Origin of the sequence: Streptomyces sp. CA-250714 (genome assembly GCF_050936705.1) — a bacterium.
GTDB lineage: Bacteria > Actinomycetota > Actinomycetes > Streptomycetales > Streptomycetaceae > Streptomyces.
The window spans coordinates 1,954,104-1,971,426 of record NZ_JBNJMI010000002.1; the positions used below are offsets into that span (position 1 = coordinate 1,954,104).

Annotated in this window: 17 protein-coding genes and 1 pseudogene; 12 read left to right on the plus strand and 6 right to left on the minus strand. The window is 72.1% G+C overall.

Annotation, left to right across the window (positions count from 1 at the left end):
- Positions 1-22: 22 nt before the first annotated feature.
- The 4 genes from ACQEU8_RS27670 to ACQEU8_RS27685 all read right to left on the minus strand — a co-directional run bounded on the left by ACQEU8_RS27670 (position 23) and on the right by ACQEU8_RS27685 (position 4,709).
- Positions 23-1,063 carry an NlpC/P60 family protein gene (locus ACQEU8_RS27670; protein WP_433105759.1) on the minus strand — a complete coding sequence of 347 codons (1,041 nt, stop codon included), beginning with the start codon at positions 1,061-1,063 and terminating at the stop codon, positions 23-25.
- Between the two features lie 227 nt (positions 1,064-1,290).
- On the minus strand, positions 1,291-2,319 hold the full coding sequence (locus ACQEU8_RS27675; protein ID WP_433105761.1) for an NlpC/P60 family protein: 1,029 nt from the start codon (positions 2,317-2,319) through the stop codon (positions 1,291-1,293).
- A 351-nt stretch (positions 2,320-2,670) separates the two neighbouring features.
- Positions 2,671-3,972, minus strand: coding sequence for an NYN domain-containing protein (locus ACQEU8_RS27680; protein ID WP_433108762.1), 1,302 nt, complete (start codon positions 3,970-3,972; stop codon positions 2,671-2,673).
- 497 nt (positions 3,973-4,469) lie between these two features.
- Positions 4,470-4,709: a hypothetical protein gene (locus ACQEU8_RS27685; RefSeq protein WP_209238387.1), complete on the minus strand. Its 240-nt coding sequence runs from the start codon at positions 4,707-4,709 to the stop codon at positions 4,470-4,472.
- 211 nt (positions 4,710-4,920) lie between these two features.
- On the opposite strand from ACQEU8_RS27685, the gene ACQEU8_RS27690 reads away from it, so the two are divergent.
- The 10 genes from ACQEU8_RS27690 to ACQEU8_RS27735 all read left to right on the plus strand — a co-directional run bounded on the left by ACQEU8_RS27690 (position 4,921) and on the right by ACQEU8_RS27735 (position 13,175).
- Entirely contained in the window at positions 4,921-5,673 is a 753-nt protein-coding gene (locus ACQEU8_RS27690; protein WP_433105763.1) for a rhomboid family intramembrane serine protease, read from the plus strand.
- Positions 5,670-5,951, plus strand: coding sequence for an Lrp/AsnC family transcriptional regulator (locus ACQEU8_RS27695; protein WP_433105765.1), 282 nt, complete (start codon positions 5,670-5,672; stop codon positions 5,949-5,951). The genes ACQEU8_RS27690 and ACQEU8_RS27695 overlap by 4 nt, the downstream gene beginning before the upstream one ends.
- A 99-nt stretch (positions 5,952-6,050) precedes the next feature.
- Entirely contained in the window at positions 6,051-6,368 is a 318-nt protein-coding gene (locus ACQEU8_RS27700; RefSeq protein ID WP_433105767.1) for a small secreted hydrophilic protein, read from the plus strand.
- The gene (locus ACQEU8_RS27705) at positions 6,295-7,836 is read left to right on the plus strand and encodes a sensor histidine kinase (protein WP_433105769.1); all 1,542 of its coding nucleotides are present in this window, start codon (positions 6,295-6,297) and stop codon (positions 7,834-7,836) included. The genes ACQEU8_RS27700 and ACQEU8_RS27705 overlap by 74 nt, the downstream gene beginning before the upstream one ends.
- On the plus strand, positions 7,833-8,492 hold the full coding sequence (locus tag ACQEU8_RS27710; protein WP_433105771.1) for a response regulator transcription factor: 660 nt from the start codon (positions 7,833-7,835) through the stop codon (positions 8,490-8,492). The genes ACQEU8_RS27705 and ACQEU8_RS27710 overlap by 4 nt, the downstream gene beginning before the upstream one ends.
- Positions 8,493-8,568: 76 nt before the next feature.
- A complete protein-coding gene (locus tag ACQEU8_RS27715) occupies positions 8,569-10,005 on the plus strand; it encodes an SLC13 family permease (RefSeq protein ID WP_433105773.1) in 1,437 nt (478 codons plus the stop codon).
- An 86-nt stretch (positions 10,006-10,091) separates the two neighbouring features.
- The gene (locus ACQEU8_RS27720; RefSeq protein ID WP_433105775.1) at positions 10,092-11,309 is read left to right on the plus strand and encodes a glycerate kinase family protein; all 1,218 of its coding nucleotides are present in this window, start codon (positions 10,092-10,094) and stop codon (positions 11,307-11,309) included.
- The gene (locus ACQEU8_RS27725; protein ID WP_433105777.1) at positions 11,306-11,662 is read left to right on the plus strand and encodes a hypothetical protein; all 357 of its coding nucleotides are present in this window, start codon (positions 11,306-11,308) and stop codon (positions 11,660-11,662) included. Before ACQEU8_RS27720 ends, ACQEU8_RS27725 begins: the two co-directional genes overlap by 4 nt.
- Before the next feature lie 60 nt (positions 11,663-11,722).
- On the plus strand, positions 11,723-12,556 hold the full coding sequence (locus ACQEU8_RS27730; protein WP_433105779.1) for a MerR family transcriptional regulator: 834 nt from the start codon (positions 11,723-11,725) through the stop codon (positions 12,554-12,556).
- Positions 12,557-12,965: 409 nt separating this feature from the next.
- Complete coding sequence (locus ACQEU8_RS27735; RefSeq protein WP_433108764.1) at positions 12,966-13,175, plus strand: GyrI-like domain-containing protein; 210 nt, start codon at positions 12,966-12,968, stop codon at positions 13,173-13,175.
- Here ACQEU8_RS27735 and ACQEU8_RS27740 read toward each other — a convergent pair.
- A pseudogene (locus ACQEU8_RS27740) lies at positions 13,169-13,636 on the minus strand (SDR family oxidoreductase); the annotation flags it as partial. The gene ACQEU8_RS27735 and the pseudogene ACQEU8_RS27740 overlap by 7 nt on opposite strands.
- A 347-nt stretch (positions 13,637-13,983) precedes the next feature.
- Here ACQEU8_RS27740 and ACQEU8_RS27745 point away from each other — a divergent pair.
- A complete protein-coding gene (locus ACQEU8_RS27745) occupies positions 13,984-14,859 on the plus strand; it encodes a glycosyltransferase family 2 protein (protein ID WP_433105781.1) in 876 nt (291 codons plus the stop codon).
- 195 nt (positions 14,860-15,054) lie between these two features.
- Here ACQEU8_RS27745 and ACQEU8_RS27750 read toward each other — a convergent pair whose 3' ends face one another.
- Positions 15,055-15,957: a LysR family transcriptional regulator gene (locus tag ACQEU8_RS27750; protein WP_433105783.1), complete on the minus strand. Its 903-nt coding sequence runs from the start codon at positions 15,955-15,957 to the stop codon at positions 15,055-15,057.
- 94 nt (positions 15,958-16,051) lie between these two features.
- Here ACQEU8_RS27750 and ACQEU8_RS27755 point away from each other — a divergent pair, with 94 nt between their 5' ends.
- Complete coding sequence (locus ACQEU8_RS27755) at positions 16,052-17,293, plus strand: MFS transporter (protein WP_433105785.1); 1,242 nt, start codon at positions 16,052-16,054, stop codon at positions 17,291-17,293.
- Positions 17,294-17,323: the final 30 nt, after the last annotated feature.

Genomic DNA, 17,323 nt, shown 5'->3' on the forward strand with positions numbered 1-17,323 from the left:
ACGGGCGGGCCGGCGGGGGTGATCAGGGTCTGGTGACCGAGGAGATCGGCATCATGCCGACCGGGTCGTAGCGCACCGGGGCACCGGGATGGGGCGCGTGCACGACCTGGCCGCCGCCCACATACATGCCCACATGGCTGGCGTCGTCGCGGTAGACCACCAGATCGCCGGGGCGGGCCTGGCTGAGCGGGACCTGCCGCCCTGCCGAGCCCTGGGCCTGCGAGGTACGGGGGATGGAGGTGCCAGCCTGTTTGTACGCCCACTGCATGAGACCCGAGCAGTCGAAGGCGCCGGGCCCGGCCGCACCCCACGCGTACGGGCGTCCGACGGCGGACTTGACGGCGGCGACGGCCGCGGCGGCGCGCTGCGAGGAGGGCTTGGAGCCGCCGAGATCGACCCCGGCCGCGTCCTTGGCCCGCTTCCCGTTCCGGGCGGCGCGTTCCTGGGGGGAGAGCTGGTGGAGCAGCCGCCGGGCCGAGGCGAGCTTCTGCTGCACGTCCTTCTTCTGGCGTTTGAGGGTCTTCTGGAGCCCGTCGAGCTGTTCGAGCTTGCCGGCGGCCTCGCTGCGCTGCTGCTCCAAGTGGCGCTGGGCCGAGCGGAGTTGGCGCAGCTTGGTCTGCTGGCGGCTGCCGATACGGTCGAGAGTGGCGGCCTTGTCGAGATAGCTGTCGGGATCCTCGGTGAGCATCAGCGCCACGGCCGGGTCGATGCCCCCCGAGCGGTACTGTGCGCCCGCGAGCGAACCGAGGGAGTCGCGCAGCCGGTTGACCTTGGCCTGGCCACGGGCGACGCCGTCCTGGGCGTTGGCCACCTGCTTGCGCAGCTCGCCGGTGCGCTCCGCCACCCCGTTGTACTTCTCCGTCGCGACTTCCGCCTGCTCGTAGAGCCGGTCGATACGGGAGTTGAGGCGGGCCGTCGGCTTGTCATCGGGCTTGGCGCCCGCCGGTGCCGCGGGGACGAGCGCGGCTGCCGCGCCCGCAGCGGCGGCGGACAGCACGGTGACTCGCGCTGTCCAGCCCTGCCCGGGCTGCGGGGTACGTCGAGGGGACCGGTGCGATGCCACTGGAGGAGGCGTTCCTTCCGCTAGGCGACTTGCGCCCGCAGAATGTAGCCGTGCCCTTACAGGGGACAAAGGACCGTCCGGCGTCCGTAAATCCCGCTCCGCACCGCGGTGTTCGCCGATCACGCAGGTCACCGGCCAGGTTCCGGGGTCATCCGGATCCGGGTGGTTTCACTCGGACGAAGGACGTTTAGCGGTCATCACACTGGCTGGTGATCAGCCGGGACCGGTCAGACCCGTACGCCGAACTGGAAGGGCATGTTGCCCATCGCCTCGAAGCGCACGTTGGCACCGGGCTTGGGCGCGTGCAGCACCTGGCCGTTTCCGGCGTAGAGGCCGATGTGGTGCAGGTCGCCGTAGAACAGCACCAGGTCGCCCGGCTTGAGCTGGCTCTGGCTGGATATGCGGGTACCGGCGTTGGCCTGCGCCTGGGAGGTACGCGGCAGCGAGACACCCGCCTGCTTGTACGCCCACGAGGTCAGCCCGGAGCAGTCGAAGGAGCTGGGGCCCGTGGCGCCCCATACGTAAGGGCTGCCGATCTTGCCCTTGGCGGCGGCCAGCGCGGCGCCCGCACGGCCCGAACCCGGCGGCACCTTGCCCAGGTCGGCGCGGTCGCTGGAGGCGCGGTCGGCGCGCTCCTGCTTCTCGGCGAGCTTCGCCTTCTCCTTGGCGGTCAGCGTGTTGAGCAGCCGCTGGGCCTCGGAGAGCTTGCCCTGGATCTCCTTCTTCTTCTTGCCGAGCTCCTTGCGGGTGCTGCTGAGATCCTTCAGCTTGCCGGAGGCCTCCTTGCGCTGCTGCGCGAGGGTGCGCTGCTTGGCCTGGATCTTCTTGAGCGCGGTGGCCTGCTTGGTGCTCAACTGGTCCATGGCCGAAGCCTTGTCCAGGTAGTTGTCCGGGTCGGACGAGAGGAAGAGCTGCACCGAGGGATCGATACCGCCGGAGCGGTACTGCGCGGTGGCCATCGAACCGAGCTTGTCGCGCATGGTGTTGAGCTCACCCTGGCCGCGGGCGACGCTGTCCTGGAGGTTCTCGACCTCCTTGGAGAGCTTGGACTGCTTCTCCTTGGCGCCGTTGTACTTCTCGGTGGCCGCCTCGGCGTCCTCGTAGAGCTTGTCGACCTTCTCCTTGACGTCCTTCTTGGAGGACTGCGGGTCGGCGTGGGCCGCCTGGGAAGTGAGAGCGACTGCCGCGGCAGCGGTCATGGTGAAGACACTGACACGTGCGCGACTCGGCTGCTTGGGACGACGGTGGGACGCCACTGGGGCGAGCTCCTTCTTCCTCAGCCGCCTGCCGGTCTGGTCATCTCCGGCTCCGCCGCACGGGACTGGGCGATCCCGGCGCACGGAACGAGGCGGTCCTCCGCTGTCACCCCGGATAGGTGATCTACCGAGCGAAGGTTTGGGCTGAGAGTAGCCACGCGTAGTGATCCGATCAAATCCCTCGGGAAAAAAGGCGTCCCGCAGCCGCATTCTTTACCCGGCATACACGTTGGGCGACCACAACCTCACACAGGGCTCATCACACCGCGCTGCGCGGCAGTCCCGATGTCCTTTATGTACCGAGGAGTTAAGAGCGTGCCCTTCAGTTCCGTGCGGAATCCGCTGACGAAGTCAGGTACGGGCAAGCCGTTTGAGGAGAAGGGCGGAGGACACCGGCCGCGCTCCGGCCGCCGCGCAGCCGTCGGCGACCTCCCGGTCGCTGGAGACCACCACCACGGCGCGGCCCGGCGGTTCGGCACGTACCAGCCGGCGGATCAGCTCGTCCGCGGTCTGTCCCGGTTTGGAGAAGAGCACCCGCACCCCGCGCGGCGGCGCCAGCAGCACCGGCGCGGCGAGCTCGGCGCCGTCGAAGACGCAGGTGACCTCGGCGCCCGACTGCGCCGCCAGCACGGCGAGTCCGCCCAGCAGCCGCAGCCGCTGCTTCTCCAGCGGCAGCGTGGGATAGCCGGTCTTGGTGACGTTGTAGCCGTCCACCACCAGATGGGAGTGCGGCAGCGCCAGCAGCTGGTCCAGCAGCGCGGGGTCGGTGTCCGAAAGCGCCCGGGCCGCCACGTCCTTGGGCGACATCCGGCCCGGCTCCACGGCGTCGACCGTATCGGCCGGGCGGGTCTCGGACGGTGGCAGCGCCAGTTCGCGGCGCAGCCCCTGCGCCGCGTCGAGCACGGTGTCGAGCAGCAGGCGTACCCGCATGTCCTCCACGCTGCGGCCCTCGCGTGCCGCACGCCGACCGGCCTCCAGCGCGGACTCGGTCTCGGAGAGGCGGGACTTGAGCCGGCGCACCTCGCTGTCGAGCGCCGCCTTCTCCGTACCGGCGGCGGAGCGCACCGCGTCCAGTTCCTCCTGGAGCTTGCGCAGCGACGCCTCGCGGCGGCGCACATCCGACTGTGCGCTGCGCAGCTTGCGCTGGGTGCCGTCCAGCTCCTTGCGCAGCGCCTCCAGCTCACGGCGGCGCTGCTCGGCCTCGTCCCGCGCCGCGCCCCTGGCCTGGGCCAGCTCCTCGCGCAGCCGGGCCAGCTCGCGCTGGGCCTCCTCGCCGGCGCGTTCGGCCTGCGCGCGCTGGGCCTCCTCGCCCGCCGCCGCGACCAACTTGGCCCAGCCGACCGGGCGCAGGATGTACGCCGCTGCCGCCACGTCCACCGGGTCGGCGGCCGGGGGCGGGGTGCCCTCGTCGAGCGCGCCCGCCAGCTCGGGGAGCTGTTCGCGCACCCTGGAGGCGATGCGCTGCCGGAAGACGGCGTCGTTCTCCAGCGCCGCCGCCATCGCGTTGCCGCCGAACTTGGCGCGGCGCTGCGGGGTGAAGCGTGCGTACTGGCGCAGCGGGGGCGGGAGTTCGGCGACGGTCAGCCCGCCGAGGGCTTCACCGGTGACGGCGACCACTCGCCGCCGCACCTTCTCCGGCAACGGCCGCTCCAGGCTCTCACTCTCGGCGTCGGGACCGTCGGTGCCGGGCCGCTCGGTGTGGGGCCCGTCGGTGCGGGGGCCCTCCGCGTGGGGGCCCTCGGCGTTGGGCCCTTCCGTGCCCGGTCCATCCGTGCCGGGCCCCTCGGCGTCATGTCCTCCGGTGTTGGGCCCCTCCGCGCCGGGCCCGTCCGTGTGGCGCCCCTCGGCGTCGTGCCCTTCCGCGCTGGGCCCCTCCGTGCCGGGCCCGTCGGTGCGGGGCCCCTCGGCGTTATGCCCCTCAGTTCCGGAGCCCTCCGTGTGGCGCCCCTCGGCGTCGTGTCCTTCCGCGCTGGGCCCCTCCGTGCCGGGCCCCTCCGTGCCGAGGTCCGGGGCCGTCCGGGCAGCCGGGTCCTGGGCCGCCGCGCGGGCAGCGGGCCCGGTTCCCTTTCCGGCAGCCGGTTCCGGCTGCCGAGGGTCGCCGCCCGTCCGTTCCTCCACCGGTCACACCTGCCGTCTCTGAGCCCTGAGCCCTATACCTGAGCGCTGGGCCGGTCCACCAGTTCGACCTGGTCCACGGCGTTGCACCATCTACAGCGCACGGACTCGATGCTCTCACTGAGCACATCCCGCTCCTCGACCGTCGGCGCTCCGGCCAGGTCCAGATGGACGTACTCGACCACCTTGCTGGAACGCGTCACGTCGAACCGGGTGAGATTGCCGCACAGGGTGCAGCGCCAGCGGGTCTCGTCCGTCGGCGTGGGGACCGCCATCGTCTCGTCCTCTTTCGTCGAAGTGCCCAGTCTCGAAGGGCCCAGTCCGGAAGGCCTCGGCCTCGAAGGTCTCGCTGCTGTAGATCCGCGGAACACATCACGGACATGCGGCCCGGGGTCACATCCCGTAAACCCTACGGCCTGGGACCGTCCGCGTGCCTCCACGTGTGTCGAGGAGCATGCCCGGACACCGAGCCGTCATGATCCGGACATGGACGGCACCGACCGCGCCGACACCACGCGCCCGGACCGCGGCGAGAGGACGTGGCCCCGGCCCCCGACCCGGCCGCTGACCACCTACGCCCTGCTGGGCTGCTGCTGTCTGGTCTTCCTGATCGGACCGGCCTCCGGCTTCGTGCACTCGTACGGTACGGGGCAGGCGCTGGAGCAGGCGCGGTCGGCCTACTTCGAGCGGTGGGGCGTGGTCCCCCGCGCGCTGCTCAGCGGTGCCGCGCGCCCGCTGACGACGCCGCTGACCGCGCTGTTCCTGCACGGCAACTGGCTGCATCTGCTCGGTAACCTGCTGCTTCTCCATGTCTTCGGCGGGCTGGTCGAGCAGCGTATGGGCCCGGCGCGCTTCGTCCTCTTCTTCCTGGGCACCGGTTGCGCGGCCATGCTCTGCTACGCGGTGGCCCACCCGGAGTCCGGCGAGCCGCTGGTCGGCGCCTCCGGGGCGATCTCGGCGGTGCTGGGCGCCTTCCTCCGGCTGTCCCCGCACACCAGGGTGACCAGCCTCTTCCCCTTTCTCTTCTTCCTCCCGCTGCGCTTTCCCGCCTGGGTGGTACTGCTCTTCTGGCTGGCCTTGCAGTGGCTGGCCGCCCGGCAGGACGGCGACGGACCAGGCGTCGCCTATCTGACCCACGTGGTGGGTTTCACGCTCGGCTTCCTGTATGCCTGGCTCCGTTACCGCCGGGCTAGAGTGACCGGGCCAACCCCGGCGTCAGAGGGAGAGACCGAACCGTGATCACTTCCATCGTCCTCATCAGGACGAGCACCGAACGCATCCCCGAGATCGCCGAGCAGATCGCCGCCATCGACGGTGTCAGCGAGGTCTATTCCGTCACCGGTGCGCACGATCTGATCGCCATGGTCCGCGTCGCCCGGCACGACGACCTCGCCGACATCATCCCGGGCCGGATCAGCAAGGTCCCGGGCGTCCAGTCCACGGAAACCCATATCGCCTTCCGCACCTACTCCCAGCACGACCTGGAGACTGCCTTCGCCATCGGGCTCGACTCCTGACAGCAGCGTTCGGGCTCGACTCCCGACAGCCGCGTTGATGAACGTTTTCTCATCCGCGCTTCATCGGCCCGCACCGGTGGGCGCGGCAGCGTGGCCCGTATGGCCTTCTCACACCGCATCGCGACGCTCACGGCCGTGGTGGCGATCCCGCTGGGCATCGCCGCCACCAGTTACGCGCTGACCGACAGCCCGGATCCGCCCAAGCCGCCCGCGAAGGTCGAGCTGGAGAGCGAGAGCCCGTCCGCCGAGCGCCCCGAACCGTCCACCGGCCCCTCGAAGGGGTCCTCCCGGCCGTCCGGGGACGAGACGGTGCGGCCACCCGCCACCGACGACACGAGCGACGATGACCGCAGCGAGGACACGGACGACGGGAACGACGACGACGGCAGGGACGACGGGCCGGGAGACGACGGCTGACGGCGGGCCCGGGCCGGCGCCCGCGCGGCGGCCATGGATCTCCGCCCGGGTCCGCATCCTGCTGTGGCTGCTGGCCGTGATGGCGGTGGCGCTGGGCACCGTCGCCACCACCACCCGGTCGATCCTGGTGCGCGACGTGGACCACAGGGTGACGCGGCTGCTGGAACAGGAGACGGGCGAGTTCGCCAACTTCGTCGACCGCGGCCGGGACCCGGCGACCGGACGCCCCTTCACCGAGGCCAGACGGCTGCTGAAGGTCTTCCTGGAGCGGCAGTACGCCGACCCGGACGAGGAGTTGCTGGGTGTGGTGCGGGGCAAGGTGATCCGGCAGGACCGCGACATACCCTCCGCGCTGCCGCTCCACCAGGACGAGCAGGCGCTGCGCCGTATCACCTCGGGCGAACGGCGCAGCGGCGTACTGCACCGGCCGCAGGGCGAGGTGCGCTGGGCGCGCGTCCCGATCGAGCCGGGCGGCGGCGCGCCGTCGGGCACCTTCATCGTCGCCTTCCACGCCGACCGCGAACAGGCCGGGCCGCAGACGGTCTTCCGCATCCTGCTGGCCATATCCGGCGTGGCGCTGCTGCTGACGTGCGGCATCGGCTGGGCCGTCGCGGGGCGCATCCTGGCCCCCGTACGGCTGGTGCGGACGACGGCCGCGCAGCTGACCGAACAGGATCTGACCCGGCGCATACCGGTGCGCGGCAGGGACGACATCTCGGCGCTCGCCGAGACCTTCAACGCCATGCTGGACCGGCTGGAGCGCGCCTTCGCCGCGCAGCGGCAGTTCGTGGACGACGCCGGGCACGAGTTGCGCACCCCGATCACGATCGTGCGGGGCCATCTGGAGCTGATGGGGGACGGGCCCGAGGAACGCGAGGAGACCGTCCGGGTCGTCACCGACGAGCTGGACCGGATGAGCCGCATCGTGGAGGACCTGCTGCTGCTCGCCAAGGCCGAGCGGCCGGACTTCGTCACCCCGGAACCGGTGGAGCTCGCCGAGCTGACGGCCGATGTGTTCGTCAAGGCGCGGGCTTTGGGCGAGCGCGGGTGGCGGCTCGCCGAGGTGGCGGAGGGCACGGTGCACGTCGACCCGCAGCGCATCACCCAGGCGATGGTCCAACTGGCGCAGAACGCCGTCCAGCACACGGCCAGGGGCACGCCCGTACACATCGGCTCCCGACGCTCGCGTACCGGGCACGCGGTGGAGCTGTACGTCGCCGACAGCGGACCCGGCGTCAGCGCGGCGGACGCCGAGCTGATCTTCGAACGCTTCCGCAGGGGCACGGCCAGGCGCGGCTCGCGCGGCAGCGGCGCCGGGCTCGGGCTCGCCATCGTGAAGGCCATCGCCCAGGGGCATCCAGGGGGCCGGGTGGAGCTGCGGCCCACGGCGGGCGGCGGGGCCACATTCGTCCTCGTCCTGCCGGAATCGGGGGCAGCCCACTCGGAGCAGGAGGAGGAAGACATATGACGCGGGTGCTGATCGTGGAGGACGAGGAGCGGATCGCCGCGTTCGTGGAGAAGGGGCTGCGCGCCAGCGGCTTCACCACGACGGTCGCCGCTGACGGGGACACCGCGTACGACTACGCCCACACCGGCGGTTTCGACCTGGTCATCCTCGACATCGGGCTGCCCGGCCGGGACGGTTTCACCGTGCTGCGGCAGCTGCGGGAGGCGCGGATGACGGTGCCGGTGATCGTGCTGACCGCGCGGGACTCGGTACGGGACACGGTCGCGGGCCTTGAGGGCGGCGCCGACGACTGGATGACCAAGCCGTTCCGCTTCGAGGAGCTGCTGGCCCGGGTACGGCTGCGGCTGCGTACGGCGGCACGGGAACCGGAGATCACGGTGTTGCGCAGCGGTGAGCTGTCCCTGGATCTGCGCACCCGGCGGGCCCGTGCGGGCAGCCGCACGGTGGACCTGACGGCGCGGGAGTTCGTCCTGCTGGAGCTGTTCCTGCGGCACCCGGGGCAGGTGCTGTCGCGGGAGCAGATCCTCTCGCACGTGTGGGGCTACGACTTCGACCCCGGCTCCAACATCGTGGACGTATACGTGCGTGCCCTCCGCAAGAAGCTGGGTGCGGAGCGGGTGGAGACGGTCCGCGGGATGGGGTACCGACTGCCCTGAGCGCGGCACAGCCGGATGAAATCCCCTTCATCAGCCGCTCATCGAGGGCTCACCGCCGGGCCGAAGACTCCTGGGTATGACACCGCCCGTCCGGCAGGGTCTCCCCCTGACCGCCCTCTGCGCCCTCTGCGTCGCGCTGAGCCTGTGCGCGCTGCTCGCCGTGCCCGGCAACTTCCCCGGGCTGAGCGGTCAGGCCCGCGTGACGCTGGCCGTGTTCGCCCTGGCGACGTGCGCCTGGATCGGCACCCCGATCGACGACACCTACGTGGCGCTCGGCGGCGGGCTGGCACTGGCTGTGACCGGGGTGATCAGCTCCGACACGCTGTTCGGCACCCTCGGCGACGCGACGGTCTGGTTGCTGATCTGCGCGTTCGTCCTCGCCGCAGCGGTCACCAGGACAGGGCTGGCGGCGCGGGCGGCCGCCTTCCTGGTCAGCGGGGCCCGGTCGGTGCGGCAGCTCGTTCATCTGACGACCGCCGCACTGGTGGTGAGCGCGTTCGCGATACCCGCCACCTCGGGGCGGGCCGCGCTGGCGCTGCCCGTCTTCCTCGCCCTCGCCGCCGTACTGTGGGAACGCGTACGGCTGGTGGTGATGCTCGCGCTGCTCTTCCCCACCGTCATCCTGCTGTCCGCCGTGGCCACACTGATCGGCGCGGGCGCACATCTGATCACCGTGAGCGTGCTGTGGGAGTCGGCGGGCCGGCACGTCGGCTTCACCCAGTGGTTGCTGCTCGGTCTGCCGCTGGCCGTCGTCTCCTCCCATCTGGCCGCAGAGGTGGTGCTGCTGACCACCACGCGGCGTGCTGACCGGCGCGAGGGGGTCCGCGTCACCGCCGAGGACATCCAGCGGCACTCCACGACCCGGGTCACCGGACCCCTGTCCCCGCCGGAGGCCCGCGCCGCGCTGCTGCTCGTCACCGTCGTCGTCCTGTGGTGTGCGGAGCCGCTGCACGGGGTGTCGCCCGCGCTCGTCGCGCTGATCGGCGCCGTCGTCGCCGCCTCGCCCGCGCTGGGCACGGTCGGGCTGAAGGACGCGCTGAAGACGGTGCCGTGGTCGCTGCTGCTGTTCATGGCCGCGACGATGGCGATGGGCGTCGCGCTGTCCACGTCCGGCGCCGCCGAGTGGCTGGTCGGCGGGCTGCCCGGAAGTTCAGCCGTACCGCCGTGGGCGTTCCTCGCGGCCGTCGTGGTGGTGAGTACGGGAGCGCATCTGCTGCTCCAGTCCCGGTCGGCCCGCTCCAGTGTGCTGGTGCCGCTCGTGGTGGCCGCCGCGGCGGGTGCGGGCGTCAATCCGGTGTCGGCCGCGCTCGCCTCCACCGCGGCGGCCGGCTTCTGCCACACACTCCCCGCCTCGGCGAAGCCCGTGGCCCTCTTCGCCGATGTTCCCGACACCCCCACCTACACGCGGAACGACCTGCTGCGGCTGTCCGCCGTGCTCGCGCCGCTGACGGCGCTGCTCGTCCTGCTGTTCGCGCTGGCGGTCTGGCCGCTGCTCGGCGTTCCCGTGCTGTGAGCCGTACCGCTGTTGTGAGCAGTACCGCTGCTGTGAGCCGTACCGCCCCGCCCTGCTCTGTCACCCCGCGCTCTTCAGGAGATCCGATGCCGTTCCACTTCGCTCTCGCACCCAGCGGATTCAAGGAGTCCCTCTCCGCACGGCAGGCCGCCGAGGCCATGGCCGTGGGTATCCGCAGAGTCGCCCCTCGGGCCACGCTCGATCTGATACCGCTGGTGGACGGCGGTGAGGGCACGGCCGAGGCACTGGCTGTGGCGACCGGTGGCCGGCTGGTGCACCGTACGGCGACCGGGCCGGTGGGCGAGCCGGTGCCGAGCCACTTCGCGCTCCTCGGCGGGGCAGGCACGCTCGGCGCACGTCCCACCGCGGTGGTGGAGATGGCGGCGGTCGCGGGTCTCTCCCTGGTTCCGGCAGACCGCCGCGATCCGGGGTCGACGACCACGTACGGCGTCGGGGAGCTGATCCGCGCGGCGCTGGACGCGGGGGTACGCCGGGTGATCGTCGGGTGCGGCGACTCCGGCACCTCGGACGGCGGCGCCGGAGCGCTCCAAGCACTGGGCGCGCGACTACTGGACGCGGACGGCGTGGAGCTGCCACACGGCGGAGCCGCCCTGGCGCGGCTGGACCGTATCGATCCGTCGGGCCTCGACCCCCGGCTGGCGGGGACCGAACTGGTGGCCGCCTGCAATCCGTTCAACGTGCTGTGCGGGCCCTCGGGTGTCGCCCAGGTCTTCGGGCCGCAGAAGGGCGCGACGCCTGCCCAGGTCCGGTCGCTGGCGGCGGCGCTGGAGAGGTGGGCGGCGGTGCTGCGGCGCGACCTGGGCGCGGGCGGTACCGCCGTCGATCTGCGCACCGGCCCCGGAACGGGCGCCTCCGGTGGCCTGGGCGCCGGGCTGGCCGCGCTCGGCACCAGTCTGCTGCCCCGCTTCGAGGTGCTGCTCGACCATCTCGACCTGGACGCCCGGCTCTCCCGCGCCGACCTCGTGCTGACCGCCGAGGGCTCCCTGGACCGGCAGACCGCACGCGGCAAGGTGCCCGCCGAAGTGGCTCGCCGCGCCAAGGAGTTCGGCAAGCCCGTGCTGGCACTGGCCGGCACCCTGGGCGAGGGCGCCGACGAGACCCGGGCCAGCGGCATCGACGCGTACCGCTCGATTCTCCCCGCGCCGCTCACACTGCCCGACGCCCTCGCGCTGGCCCCACTGCATCTGGCCGACGCCACCGAACACGCCGTCCGCATGGTGCTGCTGGGCACCCGGCTCCCCGCGGCGCGGCAGCTGACCGGGGCCGGTAGCGTGGGGGAATGAGTACGGGGCAGGTTGCGACGACCACGCTGTGGCGGCCCACCGGGCCGAAAGAGCTGGAGCTGGTACGGGAACTGGAGTGGCGGGCGTGGCCGCCGCGGCTGCCGGAGCAGCCGATCTTCTATCCGGTCCTCAACGAGGACTACGCCGTACGGATCGCCCGGGACTGGAACGTCAAACACGACGGGGCGGGTTACGTGACGCGGTTCCGCGTCGAGTCGGAGTTCCTCGCGCGGTACCCCGTCCAGCAGGCCGGCGGGGAGACCATTCTCGAACTGTGGGTCCCGGCCGAGGAGCTGGCGGAGTTCAACGCGCACATCGTCGGGCCGATCGAGGTCGTGCACGAGTTCCGGTGAGCTGACGGGCCGGATCCGGGGGTGGACTCTCCCTCCCTGGGAGAGTCCATTGTTGTCCCCGTGAACGACGACGTTGCCCCCGTGAACGACGACCGACTGCTGTCCATCGGACAGTTCGCCCGCCTGGCCCGGCTCAGCGTCAAACAGCTGCGGCACTACGCCGATCTGGGACTGCTGCCGCCCGCCCGGGTGGACTCCGTCACCGGATACCGCTACTACCGCGCCGGGCAGGCCCGCGACGCGCTGACCATCGGACTGCTGCGCTCCCTCGACGTGCCGCTGCCCGTCGTCGCGGAGGTGCTGCGCGGGGCGCCCGAGGCCACCGGCGCACTGACCGCCGTGCGCGACCAGCTCGACGACGAGCTGGCCCGGCGGCAGCAGAGCCTCGCCGCGCTGGAGCGGATCCTGGAGCGGGGCCTGCCCAGCGCGGAGACCGCCCACATCGCCCTCCGCGAGGAGAACCCGCAGCGCGTCGCCCTCGTACGGGACGTCGCCACCTCGCCGTACGACATCGGCCGGGTCACCTCGCAGTGCGTGGCCCGGTTGCTGCCGCTGCTCGACCCCGCTCACCCTCCCCGGCTCACCGGACTCTTCCCCCTCGACATGGAGGAGCAGGTCCCGGTCGCGGTCGCCGCCGCACTGGAGGAGGGGGCCGCCGCGCCGGAGTCCACCGCCGTGGATCTGCTGCCCGGCGGGGTGTTCGCCTGCGCCACGCACATCGGTCCGTACGCGCAGATCCCGCTGACCGCGCACGCCCTGCTGGCCTGGTGCGCCGAACACGGGCACGCCCTCGCCGGACCGCTGCGGGAGGTCTACGTCGACGATCCCGCCGTCACCCCACCCGACCAGCTCGTCACCCGGCTGATGGTTCCCGTACGGGAGACCGGCGCATGACCGGGACGGGCGCGCAGAGCAGTACGAAGCAGAGCAGCATGAAGGAGACCCGGACACCGTGAAGACCGATACCGCTTCCTGGTACACCGCCACCGACGAGCCCGAGCCGGCCGAGTACGGGCCCGTGCGCGGCCTGGGCGTCACCGGGCAGGGCGAGCCCGGCGGGGAGGAGTACGGAATCTGCGTACGCGCCCTGTACGCCGTCGCCGGTGCGCTGCCGGACGCCGAACCGGTGCCGCTGGAGGGCCGGTGGTGGGTCGAGGACCCGCGTCCGCCTCTTGAGGTGGAACGCGAGCTGTGGCGGTGGCATCTGTTCCTGCGGCTGCCGGACGAGCTGGACCCGGCCCTGGCCGATCAGGCCCGGGAGGCGGCGCGCCCCTCGGGTGCGGCCGTCGACCGGGTCCAGCTGGTGACGTTCACCGAGGGACGCTGCGTACAGCTGGTCCACCACGGGCCCTACGCCGATGAACCGGCCTCCCTCGCCCGCATGGACCGGTATATGCGAGAGCACGGCCTGGTGCCGAACGGACTGCACCACGAGATCTATCTGTCGGACGTGTCGGAGACCGACCCCGCCAAGATGCGGACGCTGCTGCGCCACCCGTGCCGCCCCGCGTGAGGTGCCGCCCCGTACAGGTTGCCGACCGTCGGGAGGATGCCCGCGACGCTGCCGACCAGCACGATCCCCCCCCCCGTCGCCCGCAACTGCTCCGTGGCCGCCCGGATCAGCAGGGCAGGGCCGAGGACATTGGTGAGCACCATGCCCCGCCAGCCCCCGGGGTCGCCATCGGTGACGGTGTCGTGGGTGGCGAACCCCGCGTTCGCCACCGCGTTGTCGAGCCGCCCGAACCGTTCGACGGTCGCCTCCACGGCGGCCTGCACCGCCATGTGGTCCCCCGCGTCACCGGCCACCGTCAGCAACGCTTCCGCCTCCCCGACCTCCGCCGCGAACCGCCCCAGCCGCCGCTCATCCCGACCGGTGACGGCCACCCGATGCCCGACCCCCAACAACCGCCGCGCCACCGCAGCCCCAATACCGGCCGAGCCCCCCGTGATCAGCGTGACGGGTGAGTCGCTCATGAGTCCTCCAGGACAGCAATAGGGGCCGGACCGGAACGCCGGCCCCGGACAAACGCCGACGTTCCGAACGCCCTGGCGGATACCACCACTTCGAGTGCGCTCCAACGCAAGTCCCGCGTACGACACCGGGAGCTCGGGACGGCGCATGCTGCCCTGGGTGCGGCCAGGAAGTCAGCCAACTCCGCGTCGCTCAAGTCGGCATACGGGGTGTCGGCGGGCATTCCGGCGCTGGGTGAACTGAGGTAATCGCCGATACGTAGTGGGGGCATGAAGACCTCTCTTGCGGTCGGCCCCGCTGCCCGGATCGTTAGCATCTGCGGCAGTCCCGAGGAACGGAGCGTTCATCTGTGAGTAGTCCGCGCATCGGCGTCGCCATCCTGACGATGGGCAACCGGCCAGCCGAACTGAGGGAGCTGCTGGAGTCGGTCGCCACGCAGGAGACGCCCGCGCAGCGGGTGGTGGTGGTCGGGAACGGGGCGCCACTGCCTTCGCTCCCGGACGGGGTGACCGGCCTCGAACTGCCGGAGAACCTGGGCGTGGCCGGCGGCCGGAACGCGGCCCTTGCCTGCCTGGCCGAGTTCGAGGACGTCGATGTGGTGGTGGATCTGGACGACGACGGTCTGCTGATCAGCCGCGATGTCTTCACCCGCCTGGCAGCCCTGTACGAGCGGGACGAGCGGCTGGGCATCGTCAGCTTCCGTATCTGCGATGAGCGCGGCCGTACCCAACGGCGCCATGTGCCGCGGCTGCGGGCCGGTGACCCGATGCGCGGCGGCCTGGTCACCACCTTCCTCGGCGGTGGCCACGCCCTCTCGGCCCGGATGCTGAAGCAGACCGGCGGCTGGCCGGATGCCTTCTTCTACGCCCATGAGGAGACCGACCTTGCCTGGCGGGCCCTGGACGCGGGGTGGAAGGTGCTCTACGAGCCCGCCCTGGTGCTCCAGCACCCGTGGACCTCGCCGACCCGGCACGCGGTCTTCCACCGCATGGTCGCCCGGAACCGGGTGTGGCTGGCCAAACGCCACCTGCCAGCGCCGCTCGTCCCCGCCTACCTCGGCGCCTGGACCCTCCTCACCCTTGCCCGAACCCGCTCCTGGGGCGGGCTCCGCGCCTGGTTCGGAGGGTTCGCCGAGGGCGTGCGCACATCGTGTCCACCACGGCGGCCGATGCGCTGGGCCACGGTCTGGCGCATGACCCGCCTCGGCCGCCCGCCGGTGCTCTAGCCACCCGCGGCCCGCTCGGCGAGCAGCCAGCCCGGCACCGCGCCCGGGGTCCCGCCCAGCCACCGCCCGCTGACGGAGGACATGGTCCGCAGCATCAACCCCGGACGTTCACTCGCCGACATCACGCGGAGCACCGCAGGCGTGCACTACGCGAAGAGCTCGTCGAGCTCCCCTTCATGACGCCGCTGTGAGCCCTCAGTCCGCCAGCTCCCCCTCCCCCTCCCCCACCCCCAGCTCCCGCAGGAACGCGGTGCCCGCGGGGGTGAGGCGGGTGGTGCTCCAGACCAGGCGTTCATCGCGTTGGGGGCCTTCGTGTACGGGGAGGACGCGGACGCCCGAGAGTTGGGAGACGAAGGCGGAGGGGAGGAGGGCGATGCCCATGCCGTTGCGGACGAGGCCCGCGAGGAACTCCCAGTGGGAGACCTCGAAGGCGACGTCGCGGTGCAGCCCGGCGGCGGCGAAGATCTCTTCCGTCTGGGCCCGGGCGTGGCTGCCCGCGGCGAAGTCGACGAAGGTCTCCTCGGCCAGCCGCGCCAGCTCCAGCGGCCCGTCGGCGCCCTCGTCGGCGAGGGGGTGGTCGGGGGCGACCATGACGACATGGCGGTCCCGCACCAGGGTGCGGGACCGGACGCCCTTGGTGCGGAAGGCCGGGGTGACGCCGAGGAACGCCAGGTCGAGCGTGCCGCGGCGGACTTCCTCGACCAGCATCTCGCTGCGGCTGGAGGTGAGGCTGATCCGCACCTGCGGATAGCGGGTGTGGAAGTCACGGAGCAGCCGCGGCAGGTCGACGGAGGCGATGGTGCTGATCGCGCCGAGGGCGAGGGTGCCGCGGATCTCGCCGGTGGCTGCCGCGACCTCGGCGGCGGCACGCTCCGCGGCCTCCAGGGACTGCCGGGCGGCGGGAAGGAACGCCTCACCGGCGGGGGTGAGCGCCACCCGGCGGCTCGTACGGTCGAACAGCCGGGCGCCCAACTCCTTCTCCAGCTTGGCGATCTGGTGGCTGAGCGCGGACTGGACGACATGGCAGCGCTCGGCGGCACGGGTGAAGCCGCCGGTCTCGGCGACGGCGACGACATAGCGCAGCTGCTGGAGTTCCATGCGCCCACCCTAGACGGATCGATCGCAGTCCACGATCGCTCGCATGACAAGGATGTGTTGGACTCATCGATACCGGCGACCGCAGTCTGAACGCATGACCGAAACCGCCGCCGACGCCCGGCCCACGAGGCCCGCCGAGGCCGACCCCGCAGCCGGGGCCGCCGCGCCCAGCCGCAGGCTGCTGCTCCTGATGGCCGTCGCCACCGGGCTCTCCTGCGCGGGCAACTACTTCGCCCAGCCCCTGCTCGACCTCATCACCCGCGACCTGCACATCGGCACCACCCTCGCGGGCCTGCTGGTGACCGCCTCACAGGCGGGTTACGCGCTCGGCCTGCTGCTGATCGTCCCGCTCGGGGACGTGCTCGACCGGCGTCGCCTCGCGGTCGGCCTGCTGGCGGCCACCGCGCTCTTCCTCGCGCTGACGGCCGCCGCGCCCAACGGGCCGCTGCTGCTGGCGGGCACCGTGGCCGTGGCGCTGACGGCGGTCGGCGCGCAGGTCGTCGTCGGCTACGCCGCGGCCCTCGTGCCGGACGAGGCACGCGGGCGGACCGTGGCCACCGTGATGTCCGGGGTGCTGCTGGGCGGGCTGCTCGCCCGTACCGTCTCCGGCGCGCTGGCCGGCCTGGGCGGGTGGCGCACCGTGTACTGGGTCAGCGCGATACCCGTCGCGGTGATGGCCGTGGCGCTGCACCGCTACCTGCCCCGGGCACGGTCCACAGCCCGGCTGTCGTATCCCGCACTGCTGCGCTCCTCCCTCTCACTGCTGCGCGAAGAGCCGCTGCTGCGCAGCCGTTCGGTGCTGGGCGGCCTCTCCCTCGCCTCGTACAGCGTGCAACTCACCGCGCTGACCTTCCTGTTGGCCCGGCCGCCCTACAACTGGTCGGAGGGGGCGATCGGCCTCTTCGGACTGCTCGGCGCCATCGGCGTGCTGGCGATGACCTTCGCCGGACGGCTGGGCGACCGCGGCTTCACGCAGTACGTGACCGGGTCCGGCATCGTCCTGCTGGGCGGCGGCTGGCTGCTGCTTCTGGCCGGTGAGCGCTCGCTGCTGTGGCTGTCCCTGGGCATCGTCGCGCTGAACATCGGTCAGCAGGCCGTGCTCAACAGCAGCCAGACGGTGCTGTACGCGCTGCGCCCCGAGGCCCGTAACCGCCTCAACTCGGTCTTCATGACCAGCTTCTTCATCGGCGGCGCCACCGGCTCGGCACTGACGGCCGTGGTGTGGGCACGCGTCGGCTGGCCCGGCGTGTGCCTGCTGGGGGCCGGACTGGCCGCGGGCGCCCTCGCGGTGTGGGGGCTGGAGCGGATCCGCGCGGAGCGCGGCACGGCGCACTGACCACACACACCCCCGAACCACTTATCGACA

Bases quoted from the DNA above. Each gene is read 5' to 3' on its own strand.
- ACQEU8_RS27700 (WP_433105767.1), top strand. From the start codon at position 6,051: ATGGCCTTCTCACACCGCATCGCGACGCTCACGGCCGTGGTGGCGATC.
- ACQEU8_RS27750 (WP_433105783.1), bottom strand. From the start codon at position 15,957: ATGGAACTCCAGCAGCTGCGCTATGTCGTCGCCGTCGCCGAGACCGGC.
- ACQEU8_RS27705 (WP_433105769.1), top strand. From the start codon at position 6,295: ATGACCGCAGCGAGGACACGGACGACGGGAACGACGACGACGGCAGGG.
- ACQEU8_RS27720 (WP_433105775.1), top strand. From the start codon at position 10,092: ATGCCGTTCCACTTCGCTCTCGCACCCAGCGGATTCAAGGAGTCCCTC.
- ACQEU8_RS27715 (WP_433105773.1), top strand. From the start codon at position 8,569: ATGACACCGCCCGTCCGGCAGGGTCTCCCCCTGACCGCCCTCTGCGCC.
- ACQEU8_RS27685 (WP_209238387.1), bottom strand. From the start codon at position 4,709: ATGGCGGTCCCCACGCCGACGGACGAGACCCGCTGGCGCTGCACCCTG.
- ACQEU8_RS27710 (WP_433105771.1), top strand. From the start codon at position 7,833: ATGACGCGGGTGCTGATCGTGGAGGACGAGGAGCGGATCGCCGCGTTC.
- ACQEU8_RS27690 (WP_433105763.1), top strand. From the start codon at position 4,921: ATGGACGGCACCGACCGCGCCGACACCACGCGCCCGGACCGCGGCGAG.
- ACQEU8_RS27725 (WP_433105777.1), top strand. From the start codon at position 11,306: ATGAGTACGGGGCAGGTTGCGACGACCACGCTGTGGCGGCCCACCGGG.
- ACQEU8_RS27755 (WP_433105785.1), top strand. From the start codon at position 16,052: ATGACCGAAACCGCCGCCGACGCCCGGCCCACGAGGCCCGCCGAGGCC.